The following is a 23,797-nucleotide window of genomic DNA, read 5'->3' as shown; positions in this document are numbered from 1 at the left end:
TCGCGTCCTCCTACCGGCCGAAGACCTTGTTGAAGCCGATGAGCCGCTCCGTCACCACGGCCACGGCCACGGTCAGTGCCAGGAGCAGCGTGCTGACCGCCGCGACCACCGGGTCGAAGGAGAACTCCACGTAGTGCAGCATCTCGACCGGCAGTGTCGTGGTCCCGGGGCCGGTGAGCAGCAGCGACAGCGGCACGTTGTTGAACGAGGTGATGAACGACAGCAGCCCGGCCGAGAGGATGCCCGGCGCCAGCACCGGCAGCGTGACCCGGAAGAAGGCGGTGACCGGCCCGGCGCCGAGGCCCCGAGCCGCCTCCTCCAGCATCGGGTCGGCCATGGCCAGGGAGGCCCCGGTGACCCGTACCGCGTAGGGGATCAGCAGCACCGCGTGGCCGATCATCAGGGTGCCGAGCGCGGTCACCCGCAGGCCCACCATGAGCTGCTGATACAGCGCGAGCCCGACCACGAGTTCGGGGACGACGATCGGGGACAGGCACAGCGCCTCGATCACCCGGCGGCCCGGAAGGCGGCCGCGCTGGACGGCGAGCGCGAGCGGGACGCCGACCAGGAGGGCCAGGAGCGTCGCGCCGGTCGCCACGAGGACGCTCGTCCCCAGGGCGCTGGTGAAGGAGTGCTGGGAGAGTGCCTTGCCGAACCACTTCAGCGACAGGCCCTCGGGCGGGAAGTGGATCGTGTCGCCGCCGGAGAAGGCGACGGCGACCACCAGCAGGATCGGGCCGAGCATGAAGAGGTACGCGAGCGCGCACAGCGCGGTCAGCAACGGTCGGCGGCGCATCACACGGCCCCCTCTCCGGCCGCGCCCGCCGTCGCAGGGGGCACTTTTCGGGCACGCCGGGCGCCCAGGCGGCTCGCCCCGACCCGGCCCGTCAGCACGCCGACGGCGAGCACGATCATGGTCATGAACACGGCGACCGCGCTGGCGGAGGTCCAGTCCAGGCTCACGCTCGCGTAGTCGTACAGCAGGGTGGCGAGCGTGCGCTGGCGGGTGCCGCCGAGCAGCATCGGCGTGGTGAACGCGGTCACGGCGCCGGCGAAGACGAGCGTGCTCCCGACGGCCACGCCGGGCAGGGCCATCGGCAGCACCACGAGGCGGAACGCCCGCCCGGACGACGCGCCCAGGCCGCGGGCCGCCTCCTCCAGGCGGGAGTCCACCTGGGAGAGCGAGCCGTAGCAGGAGAGGATCATCAGGGGAGTGAACAGCTGCACCAGGCCCAGGACGATCGCGGTCTCGGTGTACAGCAGTTGCGGCGGGTGCGCGGTGATCCCCAGCCCGGTCAGCACCCCGCTGAGCAGCCCATTGCGCCCGAGGATCACCAGCCAGGAGTAGGTCCGCACGACCGTGCTCAGCAGCAGCGGGAACGTCGAGAGCGCGAGCAGCACGCCGGCCCGGCGGGCGGGCGCCCGCGAGATCGCGTACGCCACCGGGAAGCCGAGCAGGAGAGAGGCCAGCATCGTGATCAGGCCGATGCGGACGGTGCGCAGCGCGATGGACAGGACGTACCCGTCGGTCAGCATCCCGCCCAGGCGCCCGGCCACGCCGGCGGCGTCGCCCTCCGGCGGGGCGAGCAGCATCGCGCACACCGGGAAGACGAACCCGAAGGCCAGGAGCGCGATCCCGGGGACCAGGAGCAACCCGGCGGATCGGCGCGACATCACGGGGGCTCCTCAATACGATGGCTGCAATCGGTTGCTGCAACCGCTTGCGGGGAAACCTACAGGTAGCAGTTTGATCGAATCCAGTTGGATCATGATGTTCGCGTGTTAAATCTCTGCTACGCGGGCAGACGAGGCACGGCGGCGGGGCGGCCGCCGGGGGAGACCGGGCGATGACGACAGGGGAGATCGACGGGGCGGCGGGCCGGGCGCCGCGTCTCGCGGACGTGGCCCGGATCGCGGGAGTGTCGGTGTCGACCGCCTCACGCGCGCTGTCACGGCCGGAGATGGTCGCGGCCGGGACGCGGGAGCGCGTGGCGGCCGCCGCGGAGCGCGTCGGCTTCCGCTTCCACCCGTCCGCCCGTGCCCTCACCACCGGCCGTACGGGCCTGCTGGCGCTGTGCGTGCCCACGCTCGCCAACCCGCTGTACGCCCCGGTCGTCGAGGGCGCGCAGCGCGCCGCCGAGGAGATCGGCAACGAGATCCTCGTCGTCGTGGGGGAGGGCTCGGCCGAGCGGGAGTTCGGGCTGTTCGAGCGGTTGCGCGACCAGGTGGACGGCTTCATCGCCGTGCGCCCGCACGGCGGCGAGCGCGCCCTCGCCGACCTGCGCCGCGGCAAGCCTCTGGTCGTGGTGAACCGGCGGATGCGCGGCGTCTCGTCGGTGGTGTTCGACACGCCGGGCGGGTTGCGCGAGATCGCCGAGAGGCTCACCGCGCTGGGGCACCGGCGCGTCGCCTACATCGGCGGGCCGGAGGGATCCTGGATGGACCCGATGCGCCGCGCCGCCCTGGAGTGGCCCCTGACAGAGGCGGGCGGCACGGTGGTGACGCTCGGCCCGTACCCGCCCACGTTCGAGTCGGGCATGGACGCCGCCGGGGAACTGCTGACCACGGGGAGCACCGCCGCCGTCGCGTACAACAGCATGACGCTGCTCGGGCTGCTGCACCGGCTCACGGTGCTCGGCGTACGGGTGCCGGACGACCTGAGCCTCGCCTGCGCGGACGACCTGACGGGGGTCGGCCTCGCGCATCCGGACATTATGGCGCTGCACGTCCCCGCCCAGGATGCGGGGGAGCTCGCGGTGCGCGAGCTGATGGCGGAGATCGACGCCAGGGCCGCGGGCCACGACGCGCGCCCCCGGCACCGGGTCATCCCCGTGGACCTGGTCGGCGGGGACGCCGCCGCCCCGCCGCCCCCGCGGCCAGCGCCTCCGGAGGAGGCACTGGCCTGAGCGCCGCACATCGCCGCCGGCCGAGCAGGACGCCTGCGTACGAGGTCACCTGATGCGCGTGCCGCCCTTCCGAGGCCGGATCGGCGACCGTCCGGTTCGCGAGGTTCGTTAGAGATCCGGTACCGACTTCGAGTCAGGCACGGTCAGGTCGGGTCAATCCGAGTGCCGCTCACCTGCGCAAACGTCGGGCGGGGTGGGGAGTGGTCAGCGGGAGTCAAGGCACATTGGCCCCCAAGATTGGCTCTCCGCCCCTCCCAGGCAGGAGGAGGGGTCACCATGGCAATCGAGATCAACGACGATTCAATGTCGGCAGAGGCCGCCGGGACGGTAATCGCTACGGCCACTCGCGCAGGCGACCGCTGGGCCGTGAGCACGTGGCCCGATGCCCTCACGCGCAATCAGGCGATCACGGCCCTAACGCTCGCCGAGTGGCTTGCCACCGGGCACGGTGATGATGACCCGTTCACCATCGCGTGGCGCACAAAGCCGCAGGGGCCTTCCTATTTTGCGAATCGACTGACGGCCGGAATCTCCAGGACACCGTCGGCGTAGCCGTCCTCGGTCTTGGTCGACCCTCTTCGGAGCATGCAAATTGACACCATACGTTGCAGTATTGTAGAACATGCGTAACCATATGGAGGCTGCTCGCCTGCCGGTGGTTTCCGAGGGGCAGAGCAGCCCGTAGGTAGATGAGAACACCGGTCATGGATGCCACCGCCAAGCGAAACGCCAGGCTGAGGCTCTTCCGAAACAGGCCCTAGCGTGACACGAATGTCCAGAGAGGAATTCCCCGTATGAAGAAGGTTCTGATGGCTTGCGCGGCAGCCGCCGCGTTCACGGCCGCCGGTATCGCACTCCCGGCTTCCGCATCCGCCACCCCTACCGCCCCCCAGGCCAAGGCGGCCGCCCTGAAATGCTCGCTGTACACGGTTAAGGCGAATTACAACGTCCAGATTCGCAAGACCAAGAGCGTCAAGGCCACCTCGCTCGGCGTCCTTCCCCACGGCAAGTCGGTCTGCTCGGATAAGTGGGAGAAGGGCGGAAAATACACTTACAAGGGTTCGTGCAAGGACGTGTATGGCTGGAAGAACTGGTGGGACCACATCACGTACCACTACAAGAAGAACGGCAAGAAGGCGACGATCAAGGGTTGGGTTCCTAGCACCTGCCTGAAGGGCTATAGGTAAGCACGTCGACATTACGCAACCCCGGAGCCGACAGGCTTCGGGGTTGCGTACTCCGATGCGCCTACATAGGCGGTATCCCGATCGACCACACACGGTCGAAGCTGGCGAGGTAGGTAATCGCCATATCGCCATCTTCGACCATGCGAAGATGAAGGACCGGCGCATGGGACGCAGCCGCTCCGTAAGTATGTATGTTGATCAAGGTGTCGTCGTCGGCACGGTAAATCGACGCGTAGAGCGTCGTTCGATGCAGCCGAACCTCTACGCCGTCGATCCTGGTAAGAAGTCCGAGCAAGGTGAAGGAATTTCGTACCTTAGCGTCGGCCGTGAACGGCCCTGCGGTACGGGTCGGGGTTGCCCTCTAGCACGGTGGTTCTCTCGGGGGTCGGCGCGATTGCAGTACAGCACGGAAGTCCAGCAGCGCCGCCGCACCGGCACTCCTCTGCACTCGGAACACGGATGACATCCATAGGAGCCGTGGAGGCCGGGGAGTGCGTGGCCGGGAGTCAGCATTGAGCCGGTCCGCTCTCGTCCGGGCCGTGGTCTTGCTCGGGGTTTGACTCAGGCGTTCTGTCGCGGTGCTTGTCGTCTCGGGCCGGGTCTCGGTGGATGTTGAGCAGGAGTCCGGCGACCGCGAGGCCTGCTCCGAGCGGGAGGCTTGTGGCGGGGTCGAGGGCGACCAGCAGCGCCGCACCAGCTGCAGCACCGGCGATACCTACCGTTGCCGGCCATTTGGGAGTGCGTCGTCGCAGTTTCGGGGTCATCGGACTCCTCCTGACCACTGTGCGTCCGATAGGGCGCGGGATTGGGTGGCTCTATGGAGCCAGAGCGGTCAGTCGTTGCGCCACGTCGCAACCGGGTGTTGCAGCCAATGACAACGCCCGCTTTTGCGGTGAGTGCTTCCCGGGTCGGGCGGTGGTGGCTCATGATGACGGAATGACTGACCTTGAACCCGCACTCCCGGCCGGCCCCCATCAGCTGGCGTGCCGGCTCAACCCGCAGGTTCAGGCCTGGGTACGGGAGTTGGAGGTTCTGTGGGCGGCCGTCGGGATGTCGATCAACCGGTTCGCGGCAGCCAACCCGGTCGATAAGGGCACCGTTTCGCGGTATCTGCGCGGGGAGAGGATACCGCGTGATCATTGGTTCCTAGACCGGCTGCTGGCTATTCAGGCGGAGAAGGGCAAAGAGGTCTCTCAGGAGGTTCGCGAGCACTTGACCGGGCTCCAACTGGAGGCTTTGCAGGTCGCGCACCCGGCTGAGTACCGCGTCCGGCAGGTCAGCGACGAACTGGAGTTGGCGGTCGTCAGTCAGCGTGAGGCTGAGCGTTACGCCCGCGCTCTGGAAGAGCAACTCGCCGAGCGCCAGCGCCAGATCGCAGAACTCACTGAGCAGCAGGCCAGGCTCCGGGATGCCTGGAACAATGACCGCGCCACCTGGCAAGCTGGCAAGGATCGTCTCGATGGGCTGATCACCGACCTGAATCAACAGATCCTTGCAATCACCCAGGACCTGGCCCAGGCCCGCCAGCGCACAGCGCGCGCCGAAGAACGCTGCCAGCAACTCGAAGAGATTCTCGGCCGGATTGAGATCGGCAGCGGGGAGCTGGTCGATCCCTTCCAAGACGTCGACATCAATGCTCCGGACGCGGTCGCCAAGGCGCTGGAGTCGCTTACGAATGTTGGTCTGCGGCCTTTGGCCCTTACTCTGGCCCAGCGTGTTGACCCCACCGCCGTCGTCGTCAGGAATGCTTCTAACGTTGCAAGGTTCCTGAAGTCGATGGAGCAGGCCGGCGCGCAGGCGCAGGCTCGCGCGGTGGCCGAGCAGATCGACATCAACGCCGTCCATGTTGGACACTCGGCGGGCCTCGCGCACCTGCTCAACTCTCTGCGGGGACTTGGGGCGAAGATGCAAGCCGATGCCCTAGCCGATCGGATCGACATTAACGCCATCGACGTCCCGCACCCATACGAGACCTCTGAATTGCTGGTCGCGCTGTGGCAGGTGGGCGCGAAGGAGAAGGCCGACGCCCTGGTCGACCGGATCGACATCAACATCATCGACGTCACGCGCCCAAACGGGCTCTCTCCCTTGCTGGTCGCGCTGTGGCGAATGGGCTCGAAGGAGAAGGCCGACGCCCTCGCCGACCGGATCGACATCAACATCATCGACGTCACGCGTCCACACGGGCCCGTTCCATGGCTGGTCGCGCTGTGGCAGGTGGGCGCGGAGGAGAAGGCCGACGCCCTGGTCGACCGGATCGACATCAACGCCATGGACCTCACGGAGTCATACGGCATCGCTAAATTGCTGGACGCACTATCAGGGGGCGGCGCACGACAGAAGGCTTGTGCCTTGGCTGAGCAGATCGACGTTAACGCCATCACGATTCGGATGGACTACGAGTTCGAAGAGTTGGTGAACTCCCTACGCCAGGCAGGTGCAAAGGGCCAGGCTCGGGCGCTGGCCGGGCGGCTCAACGTCGCAGCCGTCGATGTCACTTATCTGCACACCGTCATCAACCTGCTGGACTGCCTGGAGAAGGCAGGCGCACATGAGAAGGCTCGCGACCTGGCCAAGCGGATCGACATCAACGCTGTCGATCTCACGCGTATGGCCAGCGTTCTGGCGACCCTGGGCGCCTTGCGAAAGGCGGGCGCCCAGGAGCAGGTCAGCGCGTTGGCCTGGCGAATGAGCCGCGCAACCGTCGACATCGCCGATCCGTTCACCCTTGCCGATCTGCTGGACTCCCTGTGGAAGGTCGATGCTCAAGAACAGGCTCGTGCGCTGGCCGGGCGGATCGACATCAACGCCGTCGATCTCACGATGTCCTTCCACGGTGAAAAGCTAGTGGACTCCCTGCTCCAGGTGAACGCGCTGGAAAAGGCTCGCGCCCTCGCCGAGCGCGCCCGTTCCAGGTGCTGGAGCGGCAGGGCGTGATGCGGCGCGTGCGCTCGCGGCTAGGGGCAGACCCGCCATGCGCTCGCGGGATGACCGGGGATGCTCGTCGTCGGGTACGTGGCTTGAGTGCGGTCACCACAGGATCGGAGTTCAGATCACCGACCCTTACACTGGCGCCTCTCGCCGAGCGGATGATGCTAACGGTTTTGCTAACGACGACCCTGGATCGCTCCGGACGGACATGGACGGTGCAGCCGCTCGGTAGCAGGTCGGCGGACGGTTGTGGACCGTCCTGGATCTGCTCGATCTTGCTACGGATCAGACGGCGCGGGTTTCGCGAGTTGTAACGCGCCTTGTCAGACTGAGTAATTGCCTGACGCCGTATCCGGTCCTGGGCATCATGATGCGTATGAGTAGCATCGTAGGCACCATCGCGACCGCCGCAGCTACCGCTGTTGCGACGACCTGGGCGATCGGAATGACGGTCAGTCCACGGCTCGACGCTCGGAAGGCACGGATCCTGAAAGCACATCAAGATCGCGACAGTTTCTCGGACAGCATTCTCACGATCTTGGCGGCTTGCGCTCGACTTGAGGCGTTCGAAATCCCATCTGATGTTCCTGACACACTCGGCACCGCACTACGCGCCGAGCGCCAACGTTGGCTCAACCAAATCGACGAGGCCACATGTTGGCTGGTCGACAACACGCAGAGGTGGGCCGGCACCTACTACTCCGGTTGGGGTCTTCGAGATCTGATGGTTAGGTATGCGGCCGACGCCCGAGGAGTTGTCCTCTCCGAACGAGACGAAGCCGCGAAGGTCAGCTTCCTGCGCGAGATAACCGAACCAGTACAAGAGATCTTCTTCGCTCGTACCTGGTGGCTACGTGCCCTGCGGGTCGCGTCCCAAGCCCAGCGCCTCACGTGTGCGCTCGATCGACTCGAAAGCGGCGAAACTTCCGATATGCCTACGCCGGGTACGCGAGACACCGCTCAAGCGCAGTAATGCATACCGCATGCGCCACGTCTACCGTTGGCGCGTGGGCTTCGCGGTTCCCCGCCAGGTTGACACCCATACCGATCGGATGTTCTAGCCCGTGTTCTTGCGTCGTTTCACAAATAACGACGTAGTAGCTCCGCGATTTCCTCATGGCCATGCTGGGAGAGGTACTCCACCAACACATGTCGGGGTGGCTGATTGCTCCGGTATGGGTTCTTGCACGGTCCAGTGAATAGTCCGCCGCCGGGGCCGGTGGACAGCCCACCGCCAGGACCCGTAGACAGGCCTCCACCTGGGCCGGTCGACAAACCTCCGCCTGGACCTGTGGACAGGCCTCCGCCGGGACCCGTCGACAGTCCGCCGCCGGGGCCGGTGGACATCCCGCCTCCGGGCCCAGTGGACATTCCCCCGCCGGGGCCTGTAGACGCTCCCCCGCCTGGGCCCGTCGACAATCCACCACCCGGACCTGTGGACAGGCCTCCACCAGGACCCGTATAGCGGTCTCTTGGCCATGTGTTCTTCACCATGAAGCCACCGTAGCCAGGCGCACCGACAGACCGACCCATGTACAACCTGGCGTCTCGCTTGTTCGGCGGGTCGGGCATGCGTCACCGTCGGCTACGGATCAGACGGCCACGGTCTCCTCAACGTGCATGGCAGAGTAGTCAGACACGGGCGTCCGATCCCCGTTTCGCCCATGCCAAGGGTGCTGCGACTGACAGCAACGGTGACAGCAACGACAGCAACCGACGCCCGCCACAGGCACACGCCCGGCACCCTCAACCTCGGCACAAGCATCGTGAGCAGGGCAATTGTTACTCCTGAAAAGCGGAAGGTCGGCGGTTCGACCCCGCCCCTGCCCACCACACGTGACCTGCTGAAACAGCCCCGAGACATCGCGTCTCGGGGCTGTTCTGTGACGGCAACGCGACAGCGAAATGACCGTCCGCCTTTCGGTGTACGGTCAGCGCGATGCGGCGAGCACGGCCAACTCGGCACTGTCACCCGATCCGATGGTCTAAGTGATCTACGATCACTTCACAACACCCGCTAGTCTTTCCGGGCTATTTGGGAGGCTGCGGGTGGTGTGGCACAGGATTGAGGTCGATGGGGTTCCGGCCTACTGGGCAGAAGGCGACGATGACCTGCATCGTGTCTTCCTCGCGTTCCGGGTCGGCTCCGCCGATGAGCAACTCGCATGGCGCGGGATCACGCACCTCGTCGAGCACCTCGCCATGCACGCGATCGGCGGGCACGTGCACGACTCGAACGGTCGGGTCGACGCGACAACGACCGTGTTCGGCACTCAAGGAGATGGCGCGGGGATCGCCAGCTTCGTGGCCGAGCTGTCCCGAGCGTTTCAGGCGTTGCCGTTCAACCGGATCGAGCTGGAGAACCAGGTTCTCCGTGCCGAGGCCGACACCCGCGGGACCGCGCTGACGAACCCACTCATGATCTGGCGCTATGGCGCCGCCACCTACGGACTGCCGGGCTATGAGGAATTCGGCGTCGGCCGACACACGCCGGACCAGATCACGGCGTGGGCTGGCCGGTGGTTCACCCGGCGGAACCTCGTGCTCGTCTTCGCAGGCGGGCGCCCTCCGGCGGGTCTCACGATCGACCTGCCCGAGGGCGAACGCGTCCCGCCGCCCAGGCCATCGTCGGCATTGCCGGGAACACCCGCCTATTTCCGACAGCCGGGCGGCGTCGTCGCCATGAATTCGCTGGTGCGGCGGTCCACCGCCGCCCAGGTGTACTCCACGCTCCTTCGCAGCCGACTGCACCGGAGCCTGCGGCAAGAGGCCGGACTTAGCTACACCCCGAGCACGTCCTACGACCCACGCGACGGGCGGTACGCGCACGTCACCGCATATACGGACGGACTGCCGCAGAACCACGACCGGTTGCTGTCCGCCTTCTTGGAGGAGATCGAGCTCCTGGCCGACCACCTGGTCAGGCCGAAAGAGATCGCCGAAATCGTGGCGCGTGTGCGAGCGACCCGCCGCAGGACATCGTCGACGGGCTGGGCGTACGGCAACGCGCTGCGCGAACTCGTCGGCGCCGAGGCGCTCACGGACGCGTACATGGAAAGCTCGCTGAACGCCGTCGACACGGAGTTGATCCAGCAGACGGCCGGTGAAGTTCTCGACTCTGCGGTCGTCATGGTGCCGGGATCGCGCGCACCGTCGGCGAGATACCGGCCAGCGCCCAAGTTCTCAAGCAGCGGGGTGGACGGCCAGGTGCTCTACAGCACCAACGCCCCGGTCGATTCGTCCCGGCTCGTCGTCGCTCCGGAGGGCGTCAGCCTGTTCCGGGGACCAAAGCCCATCACCATCTGCTATCGCGACTGCGAGGCGATGCTGGCCTGGCCCGACGGGGCACGGAAGCTGATCGGCCGGGACGGCTTCATCCTGATGATCGAACCCGCGCTCTGGGCACACGGGTCGTCGCTCACCGCTCAGCTCGACACCGGTGTTCCCACCGACCGGGTCGTTCCTATGCCGCTGAGACCCGCCGAGGCGATTCCGATCGCCAAGACGAGCCCGTACGAGCGCATCCGCGCTCGGTTCAAACGCTGAGCCAACCGGAAAGCACCCGCAGCAGTAGCCGGGCTGACAGCAATGGTGACAGCAACGGCAGGCACCACCGGCTAACACTGGCACACGTCGACCACCGCCTGACCTTGGTACAGCTTCCGCGAGCAGGGGTGATGTCACTCCTGAAAAGCGGAAGGTCAGCCAGGTATCAGCGACCGGGTGTCTCTGCTTCGAGGGGGCTGCAGATGCTGTGGACCTCGCCTGTGGCGATGAGGTGCCGCACGACTTCCACGATGGCGGGTAGGCCGGGGTTGCGGATGATGATCAGATCCGAGCACCAGAAATATTCGCCGTTGAGGCATTCGCCGGAGGTCTGCCAACGGTCCATGATGGCCGAGACAGTCCGCAGGGTCATGAAGGTCGGGGCATAGTGCGTGCCGTCAGGAAGATGGATATGGCCGTCGGCTTCCTCCAAGGCCTCGGGGTCGTATCCTTTCCAGCGGACAACGGTGAGTTCGAATGCGGGATCACTGACGCGGTAGAACGGGCCGTCGATGCGGGTCATTGCCTTGGCTCCTGTCGGCGAGGCGTCTCGTGATGCTAGCGGCGCTCGCTAGAGCTGCGGCTCTACAGCACGGAAGTACAGCAACACCGCCGTACAGGACCAGGCGTAATCACATAGCACCGCACATCCGAGCAGGGCGAGCCAGCGCCAGCCATGGTCGCGCCGGTAGTTCGGGACGAAGAGGCAGATCCGAGCGTGGTCAGGTTGCTAACGCTGGCGCTAACAACCGCTCTGGACGATCTTGGACCGCTTGCCAGGCGAACAGCAGGTCACAGGCCGAATCTGGATGGCTGTGGACATGCTTAGCCTGACTCGTAATGGATAGGCCGAAGGTCGGTCCGTTCAGGTCTTCCTCCTACCGTCCCGCGTGCACTAGCCGACTTCCCTCCCTACGGCTCGGCTGATTCCGTCCGGCTGTTCTCATACTCTGCCCGCCTGAATGCCTCTTGCGTGATCATGGAGAGGTGCCCCCTTTGTGAGACAAGGTCTCTGGAGCACTCGGTAGGAGGCACTGTCGGCGCTGACGGTTAGGGTCGGTTCGGCGATCGATACGGGAGGAACGTTGCCCAAGGTTTCCGAGAGTCGCAGGCGAAGCCGTGCCGCCGTCAACACGCTTCACGCGCTGCTTGAACAACATGATCACATCGTTCAGGAGATAGACGGCCAGAACGACTTCGGCGAGGACCTGCATGTCACCTTCACCGAAGATGGTCGAGTTACCGGTGACATGATCAAGATTCAGGTCAAGGGTGGGAGCTCCTGGCGCAGGAGGGGCGGATACGGCATTCCAGTTGGGCACCACGCCGACACCTGGGCCGATGGCAACGTTCCCGTGTTCTGCGTCGTTCACGACCCAGAGACCAGTGCCCTGTACTGGGCCAACGCGACACAACAGTTGCTCTCAGCGCGCCGTGAGCGAAGGGTGCAGACGACCATCGAGGTCAACACTGCAGACCGGCTGGACGACGCTTCTTTGGCCGATTTCGTCTCCCAAGCGCGTCGTTATGCCAACCGCTACCGAGGTAACCAGGCACTACGCACCCGGCTCGGTGAGATGGCGGGCATCGATTTCGATGCCTCCGACATCGTGATGCACTTCATCAACCATTGGGACGAGGACCTGATCTTCTGGCAGCGCCGAGGAGAGGGGTACGCGACGTTACTCCACAGCGATCTTGACTGGGAACCGCAGTGCATTTGGCCGGAGGCCCTCCGCTTCAACGCCTCCCTAGGGCCGCTCGGCACCGCGCCCAGGATCGCCAACGTCATCCTCAATGAGGCCGAGGCGCTATGGTTGGCCGCCTGCTTCGAAGCAACCGACTGGGCTCGTGAGCCCCTACCCGGCCAGGAACCAGCCGAACCCAGGTCCAAGGCTCGGGGAGAGTACGCTTTCTCGGCTCGTGTTGGGTCGCCGAGCACCAAATTGGCCCCTCGGCGAGAACTCGTCACGGCCAAGGAACTCGTGGCGGGAGACAGGATCTACTGGTTTAGTCGGCATTGGAAGGAGCGGGGGCGACTCGTCTCCGAAGTTTGGGAGTCCGCCGAAGTGCCGGGAGCCGTCTGCGTCCGCTTCGATGAACTGATGCTAGGCGACACCTTCTGGCCGGACGAGCGCTTCGCCCGGCTGAAGCGGGAACGGTAAACTCGGTCGCCAGACGCGCTCAACTCGGGCAGTCGGCACTCAGATCCTGACCGTACGAGGGAAGCCGGCGCCCAGACTACGAGCGCCGTGTGTGGGATATGCGCGGGATGACGCCCGTCTCCGTCCCGTCTCGAAGGTAGTCCGGTGCAGGCCAGGCCCGCTACGGCAGTCGGGCTGGCTGTGGATTCTTAAACCATGTGCCCGTGGTATATCGACCGGACGCGAGGCAACTTGCGAAGGTGTGAGGGCACATCGCACCGCGATCATGCGCGAAACGTTGAAAAACGGCCGAGAGCGCGCCCGGATCAGCGGCGAGGACAGGGCGTTTGCACAGGTCAGAGACTGGCCCGATTAAACCCGGGCCTACAGGCCGACCGCTCGTAGTTGTTGCCTAAGTACCTTATGTGATCTCTGGGGCGTCAGTGGGGGAGAGGTAGCGTTCAATCCGTTTCCGCATCGCGTGGTCCATGGTGTAGAGGTCGATGTCAGTAGTCGTTACCCAGCGCACTTCGCTTGATTCGTTGCTGGGTGTCGGCTGCCCGCCTACAGGGCGACCGGTCAGGACGATGGAGAACTCCTGCCGTACCTCATCGTTGCTGGTGTAGTGGATGACATGTCGAGGGTCGGTGTAGATGCCGACCAAACCCGTGATCTCGGGAGTGATGCCGGTCTCTTCCTGGGTCTCGCGTATCGCGGCCTGAGCAACCGACTCGCCGAGATCGATGGCACCTCCGGGCAGCGCCCAGTTGTTGTTGTCGGTCCGGCGGATGAGCAGGATGTCGCCGTCGTCGTTGGTGACCGCGGCGTTGACCGACGGGACCATGCTGTTCGGCTTGGGTGCGTTCGGGTCGTCGTGGTAGTCGATCCGGCCTGGCATGGGTTCAGTCTTCCGCAGCGAGGGGCTTGGCGTTGTCCCAGATGCGTTCAAAGCTCTCGCGGTAAGTGGTCACCATGTCCCCGCCGGCGACGCTGCGCAGGTGCAAGATGGGCGCGTTGGAGGCGACGTTGCCGTAGACGTGGGTGTTGACGAGGAGATCATCGTCAGCCCGATAGATCGAGTTGTACAAGACGGTGTCGTGGAGGCGGAATTCCACGCCGTCGAGCTGGCGTAGCGGCCGGTACAGCGCGATCGCGTTCCGGACCTTTGCCGAGATTGCATCCCCAATGCCCTCTTCCTCCCCGCGCAGGGCTACAGCGGCGCAATCTGGTTGGCCAAGGAGGACTCGAAAGCGTACGCCTGCTCTCGCCTTCTCCGCGAAGAGTCGCTGTACGCCGGTGTCTTCGACGAGGAACAGGGCGACGTAGACAAGGATGTCGATCTCTCGTTCGGCCTGAGAGAAGAGTCGTCCCCAGATGATCGCCGTCGCATTCGGCGCGGTAGCCCTCGCCGTACTCGTGATCGTCCTTCTCTTGCTCGTCCTCATCGGTGCCCGCCGTGAGGCTCCGTGGACCGCCCTCGATGACGAACCCCCTACTCCGTTGGCTGGCTTCGCCCGCGCCGTCCTGGGCGTCTACGTCCGCAAGAGCACCGACAACCAGAACGCCAGGGCCGCGCAGGTCACTGGGCTCCTCAAGGGACGGATGCGATCTGCATGCGCCGACTCCCGGACGGTTTCTCCGGTCGCCACTGTCTTTGCGGCGCACTCGTCGGTTGAGTCGTCGAGGTTTCGGCCTCGCCGACATCGCAGTGGACGCTCACGGCGCACCGCAGGAGGCAGGCCGCCGAACGGCTCAGCGCGGGCGAGCTCTACCAAGATCATGGCCTCGTGTCCTGTCACAAGGACGGCTCGCCCTACACCGGTGGGGCAGTCCGCCGCAGGTTCCGGAAGATCACGGTAGCGGCGGGCATCGGAGCCGCCTGGACCCCCAGGGAGCTTCGCCACACCTTCGTGTTGCTCACGAGCGACCACGCGGTGCCCACCCAGCGGATCAGTGACCTCGTCGGGCACAAGAACACACAAGATCACCGAGACGGTCTGCCGTCACCAGCTCAAGCCGGAGATCCGGGACGGCGCTGAGCACATGAACGACATCTTCCGGAGCAAGAAGGAACAGTCCGCGTAGGTTGGCTCCCGGATTGGCTCCCCGGTCGAAGCCGGACGCGAAGTCACCGTACTGACCACGGTCTCCTCAAGGCCGCACGTTAGAGATGTGTTAAGGCGCCGAGGGTCCGCGCTAAGGCTCTGTCAACGACGGTCGAAACCGTTCGAATGAGGCGTTTACTCCTGCCGTAAGCCCCGACAAAGGGGCAGGCGAGGCATGCCGTCGGCGTGCTCAAGGAGGATGCGATGACGCGTCTGGATCTCTCCGCATGGTCACTGGCCGGCGGCAGCGCCTGCGTCTTCGCTCTCGCCGTCGTACTGGCCGGACTGCCGTGGCAAGCCGCGTTCACGGTGGTCGCCGTGGCGGTCGTGGCCTGGGCGTGGCGCAGCCGGATCATCGTCGGCGCCGCGATCGGCGCCATCGCGTGGATGTGCGTCACCGGCTTCGACGTGCACCGGTTCGGACACATCGGGATCACCGGCGATGGCGACGTCGCCCGGGCGGCGGCGCTCGTCCTCGCCGGAGTCCTGGCGGCCTTCGTCCACGTGCTGATCGACGCCAGAGGGCGCTATCGGCGAGCCGACCCGGTCTGGGTCGACTTCCACTCCGCCGAGGCCGGCCTTGAGCAGACCGACCGCAGGGAACCGACGCTCTGATCGCGGTCGCCCTCCCCGCGGCGCTCGGCGAGACGGGGGTCATCCCCGTGAATCGAATAGAGGAATCGAAAGAAATGGCTGACCTGGTGTACATCCTGCTGACAGTGGCGATCTTCGCCCTGTTCGGCCTGGTCGTGAAGGCGGTCGAGCGGCTTTGAGTCTGGAGAACGTGGTCGGGCTGGTCCTGGCCGTGCTCCTGTCCGTCTTCTTGGTGGCCGCCCTACTGTTCCCGGAGCGCTTCTGATGAGTACGACGGTCGCGGGGATCCTGTTCACGGGATCTCTCGTGCTCGCTCTGGCCCTGGCCTACCGGCCGCTGGGCGACTACATGTACCGGGTGTACGCCGGCACGAGGCACTCGCGGGTCGAACGGCTGGTCTACCGGCTGATCGGAGCCCATCCGGACGCCGAGCAGACGTGGGCTTCCTACGCCCGGAGCGTGCTGGCGTTCTCAGTGGTGTCCGTGCTGTTCCTGTACGGGTTCCAGCGGCTGCAGAACCACCTGCTGCTGAGCCTGGGGTTCAAGCCGGTGATGACGCACCAGGCGTGGAACACCGCGATCAGCTTCACGACGAACACCAACTGGCAGTCGTACTCGGGTGAGTCGACCATGGGCCACCTGGTGCAGATGGCCGGCCTGGCGGTGCAGAACTTCGTGTCCGCCGCCGTCGGCATCGCCGTCGCGATCGCCCTCGTACGCGGCTTCGCCCGCAAGAGGACCGAGCATCTCGGCAACTTCTGGGTGGACCTGGTCCGCGGCACCCTGCGGATCCTGCTGCCCTTCGCCTTCATCGGCGCGATCATCCTGGTGATCGGCGGGGTGGTGCAGAACTTCCACGACCCGCACACGATCCAGACCCTTGCCGGTGCCAAGCAGGCCATCACCGGTGGACCGGTCGCCAGCCAGGAGGTCATCAAGGAGTTCGGCACCAACGGCGGCGGCTTCTACAACGTCAACTCCGCCCACCCGTTCGAGAACCCGACGACCTGGACCAACTGGTTCGAGATCTTCCTGCTCCTGGTCATCTCCTTCAGCCTGCCCCGTACGTTCGGCCGGATGGTCGGCAACAACAAGCAGGGTTATGCGATCGTCGCGGTGATGGCCACCCTGGCGATCATCAGCGTCACGCTCATGTCGTACTTCCAGCTCTCCCACCACGGCACGGTGCCGACCGCGATCGGCTCGGCCATGGAGGGCGTCGACACCAGGTTCGGGGTGGCGAACTCCGCGACCTTCGCGGACGCCACCACGCTGACCTCGACCGGGGCCGTGAACTCTTTCCACGACTCCTACACCAGCCTCGGCGGCATGATGACGATGTTCAACATGATGCTGGGTGAGGTCGCGCCCGGCGGGACGGGCTCGGGCCTGTACGGCATGCTGATCCTCGCGGTGATCACGGTGTTCGTGGCCGGTCTGATGGTCGGCCGCACGCCGGAGTACCTCGGTAAGAAGATCGGCAGCCGCGAGGTCAAGTTCGCGGCGAGCTACTTCCTGATCACGCCGATCTGCGCGCTGGTGGGCACCGCGTTCGCGATGGCGCTGCCCGGCGAGCGTGCGGGCATGGCCAACAGCGGGCCGCACGGCCTGGGTGAGGTGCTGTACGCGTTCACCTCGGCGTCGAACAACAACGGGTCGGCGTTCGCGGGCATCACCGTCAACACGACCTGGTACGACACGGCACTCGGCCTGGCGATGGTCTTCGGGCGTTTCCTGCCCATGATCTTCGTTTTGGGCCTGGCCGGCTCTCTCGCCCGCCAGGGCCACACCCCCGCCTCAGAGGGCACGCTGCCCACCCACCGTCCGCAGTTCGTCGGCATGGTCGCCGGTGTGACGGTGATCCTCGTCGCCCTGACGTTCCTCCCGGCGCTCGCGCTCGGGCCGTTGGCCGAAGGAATCCACTAGATGTCCATCCAAGTCACCGAAGCACCGGACACGGCTCCGGAGGCGCCCAAGCCTTCGGGCGGCCGCGTCCAGGGCGGTCTGCTCGATCCGAAACAGCTGCTCACGTCACTGCCGGACGCGGCCAAGAAGCTGGATCCGCGCACGATGTGGCGTAACCCGGTCATGTTCATCGTCGAGATCGGCGCCGTGTGGTCGACGGTCCTCGCCGTGGCCAAGGGCAGCTGGTTCGCCTGGCTGATCGTGGCCTGGCTGTGGCTGACCGTCATCTTCGCGAACCTGGCCGAAGCGGTGGCCGAGGGGCGGGGCAAGGCCCAGGCCGACGCGCTGCGCAAGGCCAAGACCGACACCATGGCCCGCCGCCTGGTCGGCTGGGCGCCCGGCGCCCCGGTGCGGGAGGAGTCGGTGCCCGCGCCGCAGCTCCAGCAGGGCGACCACGTCATCGTCGAGGCGGGGCAGATCATCCCCGGTGACGGTGACGTCGTCGAGGGCATCGCCAGCGTGGACGAGTCGGCGATCACCGGTGAATCGGCTCCGGTCATCCGCGAGTCCGGCGGTGACCGGTCCGCGGTCACCGGCGGCACCAAGGTGCTGTCGGACCAGATCATCGTGAAGATCACCCAGAAGCCGGGTGAAAGCTTCATCGACAAGATGATCGCGCTGGTCGAGGGCGCCAACCGGCAGAAGACGCCGAACGAGATCGCGCTCAACATCCTGCTCGCGTCGCTGACGATCATCTTCGTGATGGCGGTCGCGACCCTGCAGCCGCTGGCTATCTTCTCCAAGGCCAACGAGCCCGGCGTGCCGGATTCGCTCGCGCTGAACGCGCACGGCGTCACCGGCATCGTGATGGTCTCGCTGCTGGTCTGCCTGATCCCGACGACGATCGGGGCGCTGCTGAGTGCGATCGGCATCGCCGGCATGGACCGGCTCGTGCAGCGCAACGTGCTGGCCATGAGCGGCCGCGCCGTGGAGGCGGCCGGTGATGTCAACACCCTGCTGCTCGACAAGACCGGCACGATCACGCTGGGCAACCGGCAGGCGGCCGCATTCACCCCGGTCGACGGCGTGACCGAACAAACGCTGGCGGACGCGGCCCAGCTGTCGAGCCTCGCGGATGAGACCCCCGAGGGGCGCTCGATCGTGGTGTTCGCCAAGACCACCTACGGCCTGCGCGAGCGCACCCCCGGCGAGCTCAGTCATGCGACCTGGATCGAGTTCACCGCCCAGACCCGCATGTCCGGCGTCGACCTCGACGGCGACGGAACCCCCGAGCGGGCGCGGATGTTGCGCAAGGGCGCGGCGACCGCGGTGATGAAGTGGGTCCGTGACAACGGCGGTCACCCGACCGACGAGGTCGGGCACATCGTGGACGGGATCTCGGCCAGCGGCGGCACGCCGCTGGTGGTCGGCGAGGTCGTCCAGGAGAACGGCAGTGCGACGGCTCACGTTCTCGGCGTCATCCATCTGAAGGACGTGGTCAAGGAGGGGATGCGCGAGCGCTTCGACGAGATGCGCCGCATGGGCATCCGCACCGTCATGATCACGGGTGACAACCCGCTGACGGCCAAGGCCATCGCGGACGAGGCCGGCGTGGACGACTTCCTCGCCGAGGCCAAGCCCGAGGACAAGATGGCCCTGATCAAGAAGGAGCAGGAGGGCGGCAAGCTCGTCGCGATGACCGGTGACGGCACCAACGACGCGCCCGCGCTCGCCCAGGCCGACGTCGGCGTGGCGATGAACACCGGCACGTCGGCCGCCAAAGAGGCCGGCAACATGGTCGACCTGGACTCCAACCCGACCAAGCTCATCGAGATCGTCGAGATCGGCAAGCAGCTGCTCATCACTCGTGGCGCGCTGACGACCTTCTCGATCGCCAACGACATCGCCAAGTACTTCGCGATCATCCCCGCGATGTTCGCGGCGGTGTACCCGGGCCTGGACAAGCTCAACATCATGCGGCTGCACAGCCCGCAGTCGGCGATCCTGTCGGCCGTCATCTTCAACGCGATCATCATCATCGCGCTGATCCCCCTCGCGTTGCGGGGGGTGAAGTACCGCCCGAGCAGCGCGTCCAAGCTGCTGTCGCGCAACCTGTACGTGTACGGGCTCGGCGGGATCATCGCGCCGTTCATCGGAATCAAGATCATCGATCTATTTATCCAGTTCCTTCCGGGGATGTCCTGACATGCGCCTGCCCACCTGGATCCGCCAGCATCTCGCCGCGGTCCGCGCCCTGCTCGTCCTGACGGTGATCACCGGGGTGATCTATCCGCTCGCCGTCTGGGTCGTCGCCCTGATCCCCGGCCTGCACGACCGGGCCCAAGGCTCGATGATCAAGGGTGCGGACGGCAAGGTCGTCGGTAGCCGCCTCATCGGTCAGTCCTTCACCGACTCCGGCGGCAACCCGCTCAAGCAGTACGTCCAGAGCCGGCCCTCCAACGCCGGGACCGGCTACGACCCGACCTCCACGGCCGCGAGCAACCTCGGCCCGGAGGACATCGTCGACACCCTCCCGAAGAACCCGGCCAAGAAGGCGGACGAGATCACCGCGAAGACGGCCCGGGACAGCCTGCTCACCCAGGTCTGCTCCCGCAGCAAGGCGGTCGGTGACCTGGAGGGCGTCAGCGGCGCCCGGCCGTTCTGCACCCCCGGCGGCGTCGGCGCGGTCCTGTCGGTCATCGGCCCCCGCGACCGCTCGGGCCACGTGACCCGGCCCACCCGCGTCGTCAGCGTCAACGAACAGTGCGGCGTGGTGACCAAGCCGTTCATCGCCACCTACAAGGGCGTCGCCGTCGAGTGCGCCAAGGCCGGAGAGGACTACGCCGCGGGCGAGATCACGCCGATCCGCGGCACCGCCCCCGCCTCGCCGCAGGTTCCCGCGGACGCGGTGACCGGCAGCGCCAGCGGTCTGGACCCGCACATCTCCCCGGCGTACGCACGGCTGCAGGCCCCCCGGGTCGCGAAGGCCCGCGGCATCAGCGTGGCGCAGGTCCTGGCCGCGATCAAGGACAACGAGGACGGTCGGGTGCTCGGCTTCATCGGCGAGCCCCGCGTCAACGACCTGCAACTCAACATCGAACTCGACAAGAAATACCCGCTCCGTGGATGACCGTGAATGCCCGGCGTGCCGCGCGTGGGAGCGCGCGGCACGCCGCTCCCCCAGACGAGGAGGTGAAACGACATGACCCGGGGGCGCCTGCGCGTCTATCTCGGCGCCGCGCCGGGTGTCGGTAAGACCTACGCCATGCTGGCCGAGGCGCATCGGCGCCGCGACCGGGGCACCGACGTGGTCGTCGGCTACGTCGAGTGCCACGGCCGGCCCCGCACCATCGAGCTGCTGGAAGGAATGGAGACCGTTCCCCGCAAGACCATGGAGTACCGGGAGACGACCTTCACCGAGCTCGACAGCGACGCCGTCATCGCCCGTGCTCCCAGGGTGGCGCTGATCGACGAGCTCGCGCACACGAACATCCCGGGATCTCGCAACGAGAAGCGCTGGCAGGACATCGAGGAGATCCTCGAGGCCGGCATCGACGTGATCACGACCGTCAACATCCAGCACCTCGACTCGGTCAACGACGTGGTCGAGCAGATCACCGGCGTCCCACAGCGGGAGACCGTGCCCGACGAGGTCGTCCGCCGCGCCGACCAGGTCGAACTCGTCGACATGGCGCCGGAGGCGCTGCGCCGCCGGATGGCGCACGGCAACGTCTACCAGCCCGAGAAGATCGACGCGGCGCTGTCGAACTACTTCCGCGTCGGCAACCTCACCGCACTGCGCGAGCTCGCCCTGCTCTGGCTGGCCGACAAGGTCGACGACCAGCTCGACCGCTACCGCGCCGACCACGACATCCACAAGACGTGGGAGGCACGAGAACGCGTCGTCGTCGCCCTCACCGGCGGCCCCGAGGGCGACACCCTCATCCGGCGGGCGGCCCGCATCGCCGACCGCGCCAAAGGCGCCGACCTGTTCGCCGTGCACGTCACCACCGGTGACGGGCTGACCGGCGCGAGCCCCGCCAACCTGGCCCGCCAGCGCGCGCTCGTGGAGAGTCTGGGGGGCACCTACCACCAGGTCGTCGGCGACGACATCCCGGTCGCGCTGCTCGACTTCGCCCGCGGCGTCAACGCCACCCAACTCGTCCTCGGCGCCTCCCGCCACGGCCGCATCGCCCAACTGTTCTCCCGCGGCGTCGGCGTCACCACCACCGCGCTGTCCGGACCCATCGACGTCCACCTGGTAACCCACGAAGAAGTCAGCAAGAGCCGGCTCCGCACCCGCCGGCCCGGCGGCCTGACCCGCCGCCGGCAGGGCGCCGGATTCGCGCTCGCGGTGGCCGGACTACCGCTCCTCAACCTCCTGCTGGCCAACCTGCGCGGCCATCTGTCACTGCCCAGCGACATCCTGCTGTTCCTCGTCGCCGTGGTCGGAGTGGCGCTGGTCGGCGGGATCTACCCCGCGCTGTTCGCCGCCATCGCCGGCTCCCTGCTGCTCAACTACTACTTCACCCCACCGATTCACAAGTTCACCATCAACCAGCACGAGAATCTCCTCGCGCTCATCTCCTACGTCCTGGTGGCGATCGCCGTCAGCGTGGTGGTGGAGATCGCCGCCAGACGCACCCGTCAGGCCGCCCGCGCCGGCGCCGACGCCGAACTGCTGTCCAACCTCGCCGGCACCGTGCTACGCGGCTGGAACGCGGACGGCAGGCAACACGGCGCGCTCGGCGACCTACTCGAACGCCTCCGCGTGACCTTCGCCCTCACCTCGGTCACCCTGCTGGAACGACGCCCGGACACGCCGCTGACCCCAAGCCGCCAAAGCGACCCGGACTGCTGGCGCATCGTCGCCACCGTCGGCGGCGAGCCGACCTGCACCCCCGACGAGGGCGACGCCGACATCCCGGTCGACGATGACCTCGCGCTCGTCCTGCGCGGCCGCACGCCGTCAGCCGCCGACCGGCGCGTGCTCGAGGCCTTCGCCGCCCAGGCCGCCGTCGCACTGCGCCAGCAACGCCTCGCCGAAGAGGCCGAACAAGCCCGCCCCCTCGCTGAAGCCGACAAGCTGCGCACCGCCCTGCTGACCGCGGTCAGCCACGACCTGCGATCCCCCCTCGCCTCGGCCAAGGCCGCCGTGGAGAGCCTGCGCGCCGCCGACGTCGACTGGGCCGAAGACGAACGCGACGAACTACTCGCCACGGCCGATGAGTCCCTCGTACGGCTGGACCGCCTCGTCGCCAACCTGCTCGACATGAGCCGCCTCCAGGCCGGAGCACTCGGCGTGTCCCTGCAACCCGTCGCCATCCAGGAGATCGTCCCGTACGCCATCGACGAGCTCGAGGCCCCCGACGTGCGGCTCCAGATCCCCGACGACCTGACCGAGGCGCTGGCCGATCCGGTCCTGCTGGAGCGGGTCCTGGTCAACCTCATCTCCAACGCGGTGCACCACAGCCCACCCGGCGACCCCGTGCTCATCACGGCCAGCGCCCATGCCGGCCACCTCGAACTCCGGGTCATCGACCGAGGACCCGGGATCCCGCCGGCCGACCGCGACCGCGTCTTCCAACCCTTCCAGCGGCTCGGCGACCGCGACAACGACACCGGCGTCGGACTCGGCCTGGCCCTGGCCCGTGGGCTGGTGGAGGCGATGGACGGCACCGTGACCCCCGAAGAGACGCCCGGAGGAGGCCTCACCATGATCGTCACACTCCCCGTCGCCCCTCCCGACCTGGCCGATCCGGTACTCACCTCGCACGTCGACGCGCTACGGGAAAGGCGGAGCCCGTGACACGTGTCCTCGTCGTCGACGACGAACCGCAGATCGCCCGCGCGCTCACGCTCAACCTGCGTGCCCGCCAGTACGAGGTGGCGACCGCCGCCGACGGCAGCGAGGCGCTGCGGCGTGCCACCGACTGGCATCCCGACGTCGTGGTACTGGACCTGGGACTGCCGGACCTGGACGGCGTCGAGGTCATTCACGGGCTGCGCGGCTGGAGCCAGGTGCCGATCATCGTGCTGTCCGGGCGCAGCAGCGCGGAGGACAAGATCACTGCGCTGGACGCCGGCGCCGACGACTACGTCACCAAACCCTTCGGAGTGGACGAGCTGCTCGCCCGCATCCGCGCCGTCAGCCGCCGTACCGGTACTGCGGACCTGGTGCCGACCGTCCGGATCGGCGACCACCTCGTCGATCTGGCCGCCAAGACGATCACGCCCGACGTCCATCTCACGCCCACCCAGTGGCGGCTGGTCGAGATCCTGCTGCGCAACCCGGGCAAGCTGATCAGCCAGCGCTGGCTCCTCACTCAGGTCTGGGGGCCCTCGTACGAGCGCAAGACGAACTACCTGCGCCAGTACATGGCCCAGTTGCGTCGGAAGCTGGAGCCCGATCCGGCGCATCCGCAGCACCTGCTCACCGAGCCCGGAATGGGCTACCGCTTCCAGCCCTAGAGGGTTCT

At 66.8% G+C, this 23,797-nt stretch carries 20 protein-coding genes and 1 tRNA gene; 16 read left to right on the top strand and 5 right to left on the bottom strand.

Annotation, left to right across the window (positions count from 1 at the left end; translation table 11 throughout):
* Positions 1-10 precede the first annotated feature (10 nt).
* Both NE236_RS32710 and NE236_RS32705 read right to left on the bottom strand, forming a co-directional pair.
* Positions 11-796, bottom strand: a complete 786-nt coding sequence (locus NE236_RS32710; protein WP_252846094.1) for an ABC transporter permease — start codon at positions 794-796, stop codon at positions 11-13.
* Entirely contained in the window at positions 796-1,674 is an 879-nt protein-coding gene (locus tag NE236_RS32705) for an ABC transporter permease (RefSeq protein ID WP_252846073.1), read from the bottom strand. The genes NE236_RS32710 and NE236_RS32705 overlap by 1 nt, the downstream gene beginning before the upstream one ends.
* Before the next feature lie 173 nt (positions 1,675-1,847).
* On the opposite strand from NE236_RS32705, the gene NE236_RS32700 reads away from it, so the two are divergent.
* The 7 genes from NE236_RS32700 (at position 1,848) to NE236_RS32670 (ending at position 10,570) form a co-directional block, all read left to right on the top strand.
* Positions 1,848-2,906 (top strand): LacI family DNA-binding transcriptional regulator, encoded by a 1,059-nt coding sequence (locus NE236_RS32700; protein WP_252846072.1) that lies wholly within the window; start codon positions 1,848-1,850, stop codon positions 2,904-2,906.
* A gap of 276 nt (positions 2,907-3,182) precedes the next feature.
* Positions 3,183-3,458, top strand: coding sequence for a hypothetical protein (locus tag NE236_RS32695; RefSeq protein WP_252846071.1), 276 nt, complete (start codon positions 3,183-3,185; stop codon positions 3,456-3,458).
* Between the two features lie 242 nt (positions 3,459-3,700).
* Positions 3,701-4,093, top strand: coding sequence for a hypothetical protein (locus tag NE236_RS32690; protein WP_252846070.1), 393 nt, complete (start codon positions 3,701-3,703; stop codon positions 4,091-4,093).
* Positions 4,094-5,029: 936 nt separating this feature from the next.
* Complete coding sequence (locus NE236_RS32685; RefSeq protein ID WP_252846069.1) at positions 5,030-7,030, top strand: hypothetical protein; 2,001 nt, start codon at positions 5,030-5,032, stop codon at positions 7,028-7,030.
* A gap of 370 nt (positions 7,031-7,400) precedes the next feature.
* On the top strand, positions 7,401-7,997 hold the full coding sequence (locus NE236_RS32680; RefSeq protein WP_252846068.1) for a hypothetical protein: 597 nt from the start codon (positions 7,401-7,403) through the stop codon (positions 7,995-7,997).
* A gap of 795 nt (positions 7,998-8,792) precedes the next feature.
* Positions 8,793-8,857, top strand: a tRNA-Ser gene (locus NE236_RS32675).
* Between the two features lie 219 nt (positions 8,858-9,076).
* Entirely contained in the window at positions 9,077-10,570 is a 1,494-nt protein-coding gene (locus NE236_RS32670; protein ID WP_252846067.1) for a M16 family metallopeptidase, read from the top strand.
* Between the two features lie 166 nt (positions 10,571-10,736).
* Here NE236_RS32670 and NE236_RS32665 read toward each other — a convergent pair whose 3' ends face one another.
* A complete protein-coding gene (locus NE236_RS32665) occupies positions 10,737-11,093 on the bottom strand; it encodes a hypothetical protein (RefSeq protein WP_252846066.1) in 357 nt (118 codons plus the stop codon).
* A 562-nt stretch (positions 11,094-11,655) separates the two neighbouring features.
* Between NE236_RS32665 and NE236_RS32660 the strand changes: the two genes are divergently transcribed.
* Positions 11,656-12,735 carry a DUF4365 domain-containing protein gene (locus NE236_RS32660; protein WP_252846065.1) on the top strand — a complete coding sequence of 360 codons (1,080 nt, stop codon included), beginning with the start codon at positions 11,656-11,658 and terminating at the stop codon, positions 12,733-12,735.
* 400 nt (positions 12,736-13,135) lie between these two features.
* Here NE236_RS32660 and NE236_RS32655 read toward each other — a convergent pair whose 3' ends face one another.
* Together NE236_RS32655 and NE236_RS32650 are read right to left on the bottom strand one after the other, a co-directional pair.
* Positions 13,136-13,612, bottom strand: a complete 477-nt coding sequence (locus NE236_RS32655) for an NUDIX hydrolase (protein ID WP_252846064.1) — start codon at positions 13,610-13,612, stop codon at positions 13,136-13,138.
* Between the two features lie 4 nt (positions 13,613-13,616).
* Positions 13,617-14,159, bottom strand: a complete 543-nt coding sequence (locus NE236_RS32650; RefSeq protein ID WP_252846063.1) for a DUF5919 domain-containing protein — start codon at positions 14,157-14,159, stop codon at positions 13,617-13,619.
* Between the two features lie 342 nt (positions 14,160-14,501).
* Between NE236_RS32650 and NE236_RS45295 the strand changes: the two genes are divergently transcribed.
* From NE236_RS45295 to NE236_RS32615, 8 genes are all read left to right on the top strand, one after another.
* A complete protein-coding gene (locus NE236_RS45295; protein ID WP_372494467.1) occupies positions 14,502-14,753 on the top strand; it encodes a tyrosine-type recombinase/integrase in 252 nt (83 codons plus the stop codon).
* A gap of 270 nt (positions 14,754-15,023) precedes the next feature.
* Positions 15,024-15,434 (top strand): hypothetical protein, encoded by a 411-nt coding sequence (locus tag NE236_RS32645; RefSeq protein WP_252846062.1) that lies wholly within the window; start codon positions 15,024-15,026, stop codon positions 15,432-15,434.
* Positions 15,435-15,588: 154 nt separating this feature from the next.
* Positions 15,589-15,678 carry a K(+)-transporting ATPase subunit F gene (kdpF, locus tag NE236_RS32640; RefSeq protein ID WP_252846061.1) on the top strand — a complete coding sequence of 30 codons (90 nt, stop codon included), beginning with the start codon at positions 15,589-15,591 and terminating at the stop codon, positions 15,676-15,678.
* On the top strand, positions 15,678-17,339 hold the full coding sequence (gene kdpA, locus NE236_RS32635) for a potassium-transporting ATPase subunit KdpA (protein ID WP_252846060.1): 1,662 nt from the start codon (positions 15,678-15,680) through the stop codon (positions 17,337-17,339). The genes kdpF and kdpA overlap by 1 nt, the downstream gene beginning before the upstream one ends.
* Positions 17,340-19,523 carry a potassium-transporting ATPase subunit KdpB gene (gene kdpB, locus NE236_RS32630; RefSeq protein ID WP_252846059.1) on the top strand — a complete coding sequence of 728 codons (2,184 nt, stop codon included), beginning with the start codon at positions 17,340-17,342 and terminating at the stop codon, positions 19,521-19,523.
* A gap of 1 nt (position 19,524) precedes the next feature.
* Positions 19,525-20,448 (top strand): potassium-transporting ATPase subunit C, encoded by a 924-nt coding sequence (locus NE236_RS32625; RefSeq protein ID WP_252846058.1) that lies wholly within the window; start codon positions 19,525-19,527, stop codon positions 20,446-20,448.
* Between the two features lie 72 nt (positions 20,449-20,520).
* Positions 20,521-23,127, top strand: coding sequence for a sensor histidine kinase (locus tag NE236_RS32620; RefSeq protein ID WP_252846057.1), 2,607 nt, complete (start codon positions 20,521-20,523; stop codon positions 23,125-23,127).
* The gene (locus NE236_RS32615; protein ID WP_252846056.1) at positions 23,124-23,789 is read left to right on the top strand and encodes a response regulator; all 666 of its coding nucleotides are present in this window, start codon (positions 23,124-23,126) and stop codon (positions 23,787-23,789) included. The genes NE236_RS32620 and NE236_RS32615 overlap by 4 nt, the downstream gene beginning before the upstream one ends.
* Positions 23,790-23,797: the final 8 nt, after the last annotated feature.

This window comes from Actinoallomurus purpureus (assembly GCF_024055795.1).
Lineage (GTDB): Bacteria > Actinomycetota > Actinomycetes > Streptosporangiales > Streptosporangiaceae > Actinoallomurus > Actinoallomurus purpureus.
Note: the sequence above shows the minus strand (reverse complement) of the source record. Positions and strands in the feature narration are given on the sequence as shown.

Bases quoted from the DNA above. Each gene is read 5' to 3' on its own strand.
- NE236_RS32710 (WP_252846094.1), bottom strand. From the start codon at position 796: ATGCGCCGCCGACCGTTGCTGACCGCGCTGTGCGCGCTCGCGTACCTC.
- NE236_RS32705 (WP_252846073.1), bottom strand. From the start codon at position 1,674: ATGTCGCGCCGATCCGCCGGGTTGCTCCTGGTCCCCGGGATCGCGCTC.
- NE236_RS32700 (WP_252846072.1), top strand. From the start codon at position 1,848: ATGACGACAGGGGAGATCGACGGGGCGGCGGGCCGGGCGCCGCGTCTC.
- NE236_RS32695 (WP_252846071.1), top strand. From the start codon at position 3,183: ATGGCAATCGAGATCAACGACGATTCAATGTCGGCAGAGGCCGCCGGG.
- NE236_RS32690 (WP_252846070.1), top strand. From the start codon at position 3,701: ATGAAGAAGGTTCTGATGGCTTGCGCGGCAGCCGCCGCGTTCACGGCC.
- NE236_RS32685 (WP_252846069.1), top strand. From the start codon at position 5,030: ATGACTGACCTTGAACCCGCACTCCCGGCCGGCCCCCATCAGCTGGCG.
- NE236_RS32680 (WP_252846068.1), top strand. From the start codon at position 7,401: ATGAGTAGCATCGTAGGCACCATCGCGACCGCCGCAGCTACCGCTGTT.
- NE236_RS32665 (WP_252846066.1), bottom strand. From the start codon at position 11,093: ATGACCCGCATCGACGGCCCGTTCTACCGCGTCAGTGATCCCGCATTC.
- NE236_RS32655 (WP_252846064.1), bottom strand. From the start codon at position 13,612: ATGCCAGGCCGGATCGACTACCACGACGACCCGAACGCACCCAAGCCG.
- NE236_RS32650 (WP_252846063.1), bottom strand. From the start codon at position 14,159: ATGAGGACGAGCAAGAGAAGGACGATCACGAGTACGGCGAGGGCTACC.
- NE236_RS32645 (WP_252846062.1), top strand. From the start codon at position 15,024: ATGACGCGTCTGGATCTCTCCGCATGGTCACTGGCCGGCGGCAGCGCC.
- kdpA (WP_252846060.1), top strand. From the start codon at position 15,678: ATGAGTACGACGGTCGCGGGGATCCTGTTCACGGGATCTCTCGTGCTC.
- kdpB (WP_252846059.1), top strand. From the start codon at position 17,340: ATGTCCATCCAAGTCACCGAAGCACCGGACACGGCTCCGGAGGCGCCC.
- NE236_RS32625 (WP_252846058.1), top strand. From the start codon at position 19,525: ATGCGCCTGCCCACCTGGATCCGCCAGCATCTCGCCGCGGTCCGCGCC.
- NE236_RS32620 (WP_252846057.1), top strand. From the start codon at position 20,521: ATGACCCGGGGGCGCCTGCGCGTCTATCTCGGCGCCGCGCCGGGTGTC.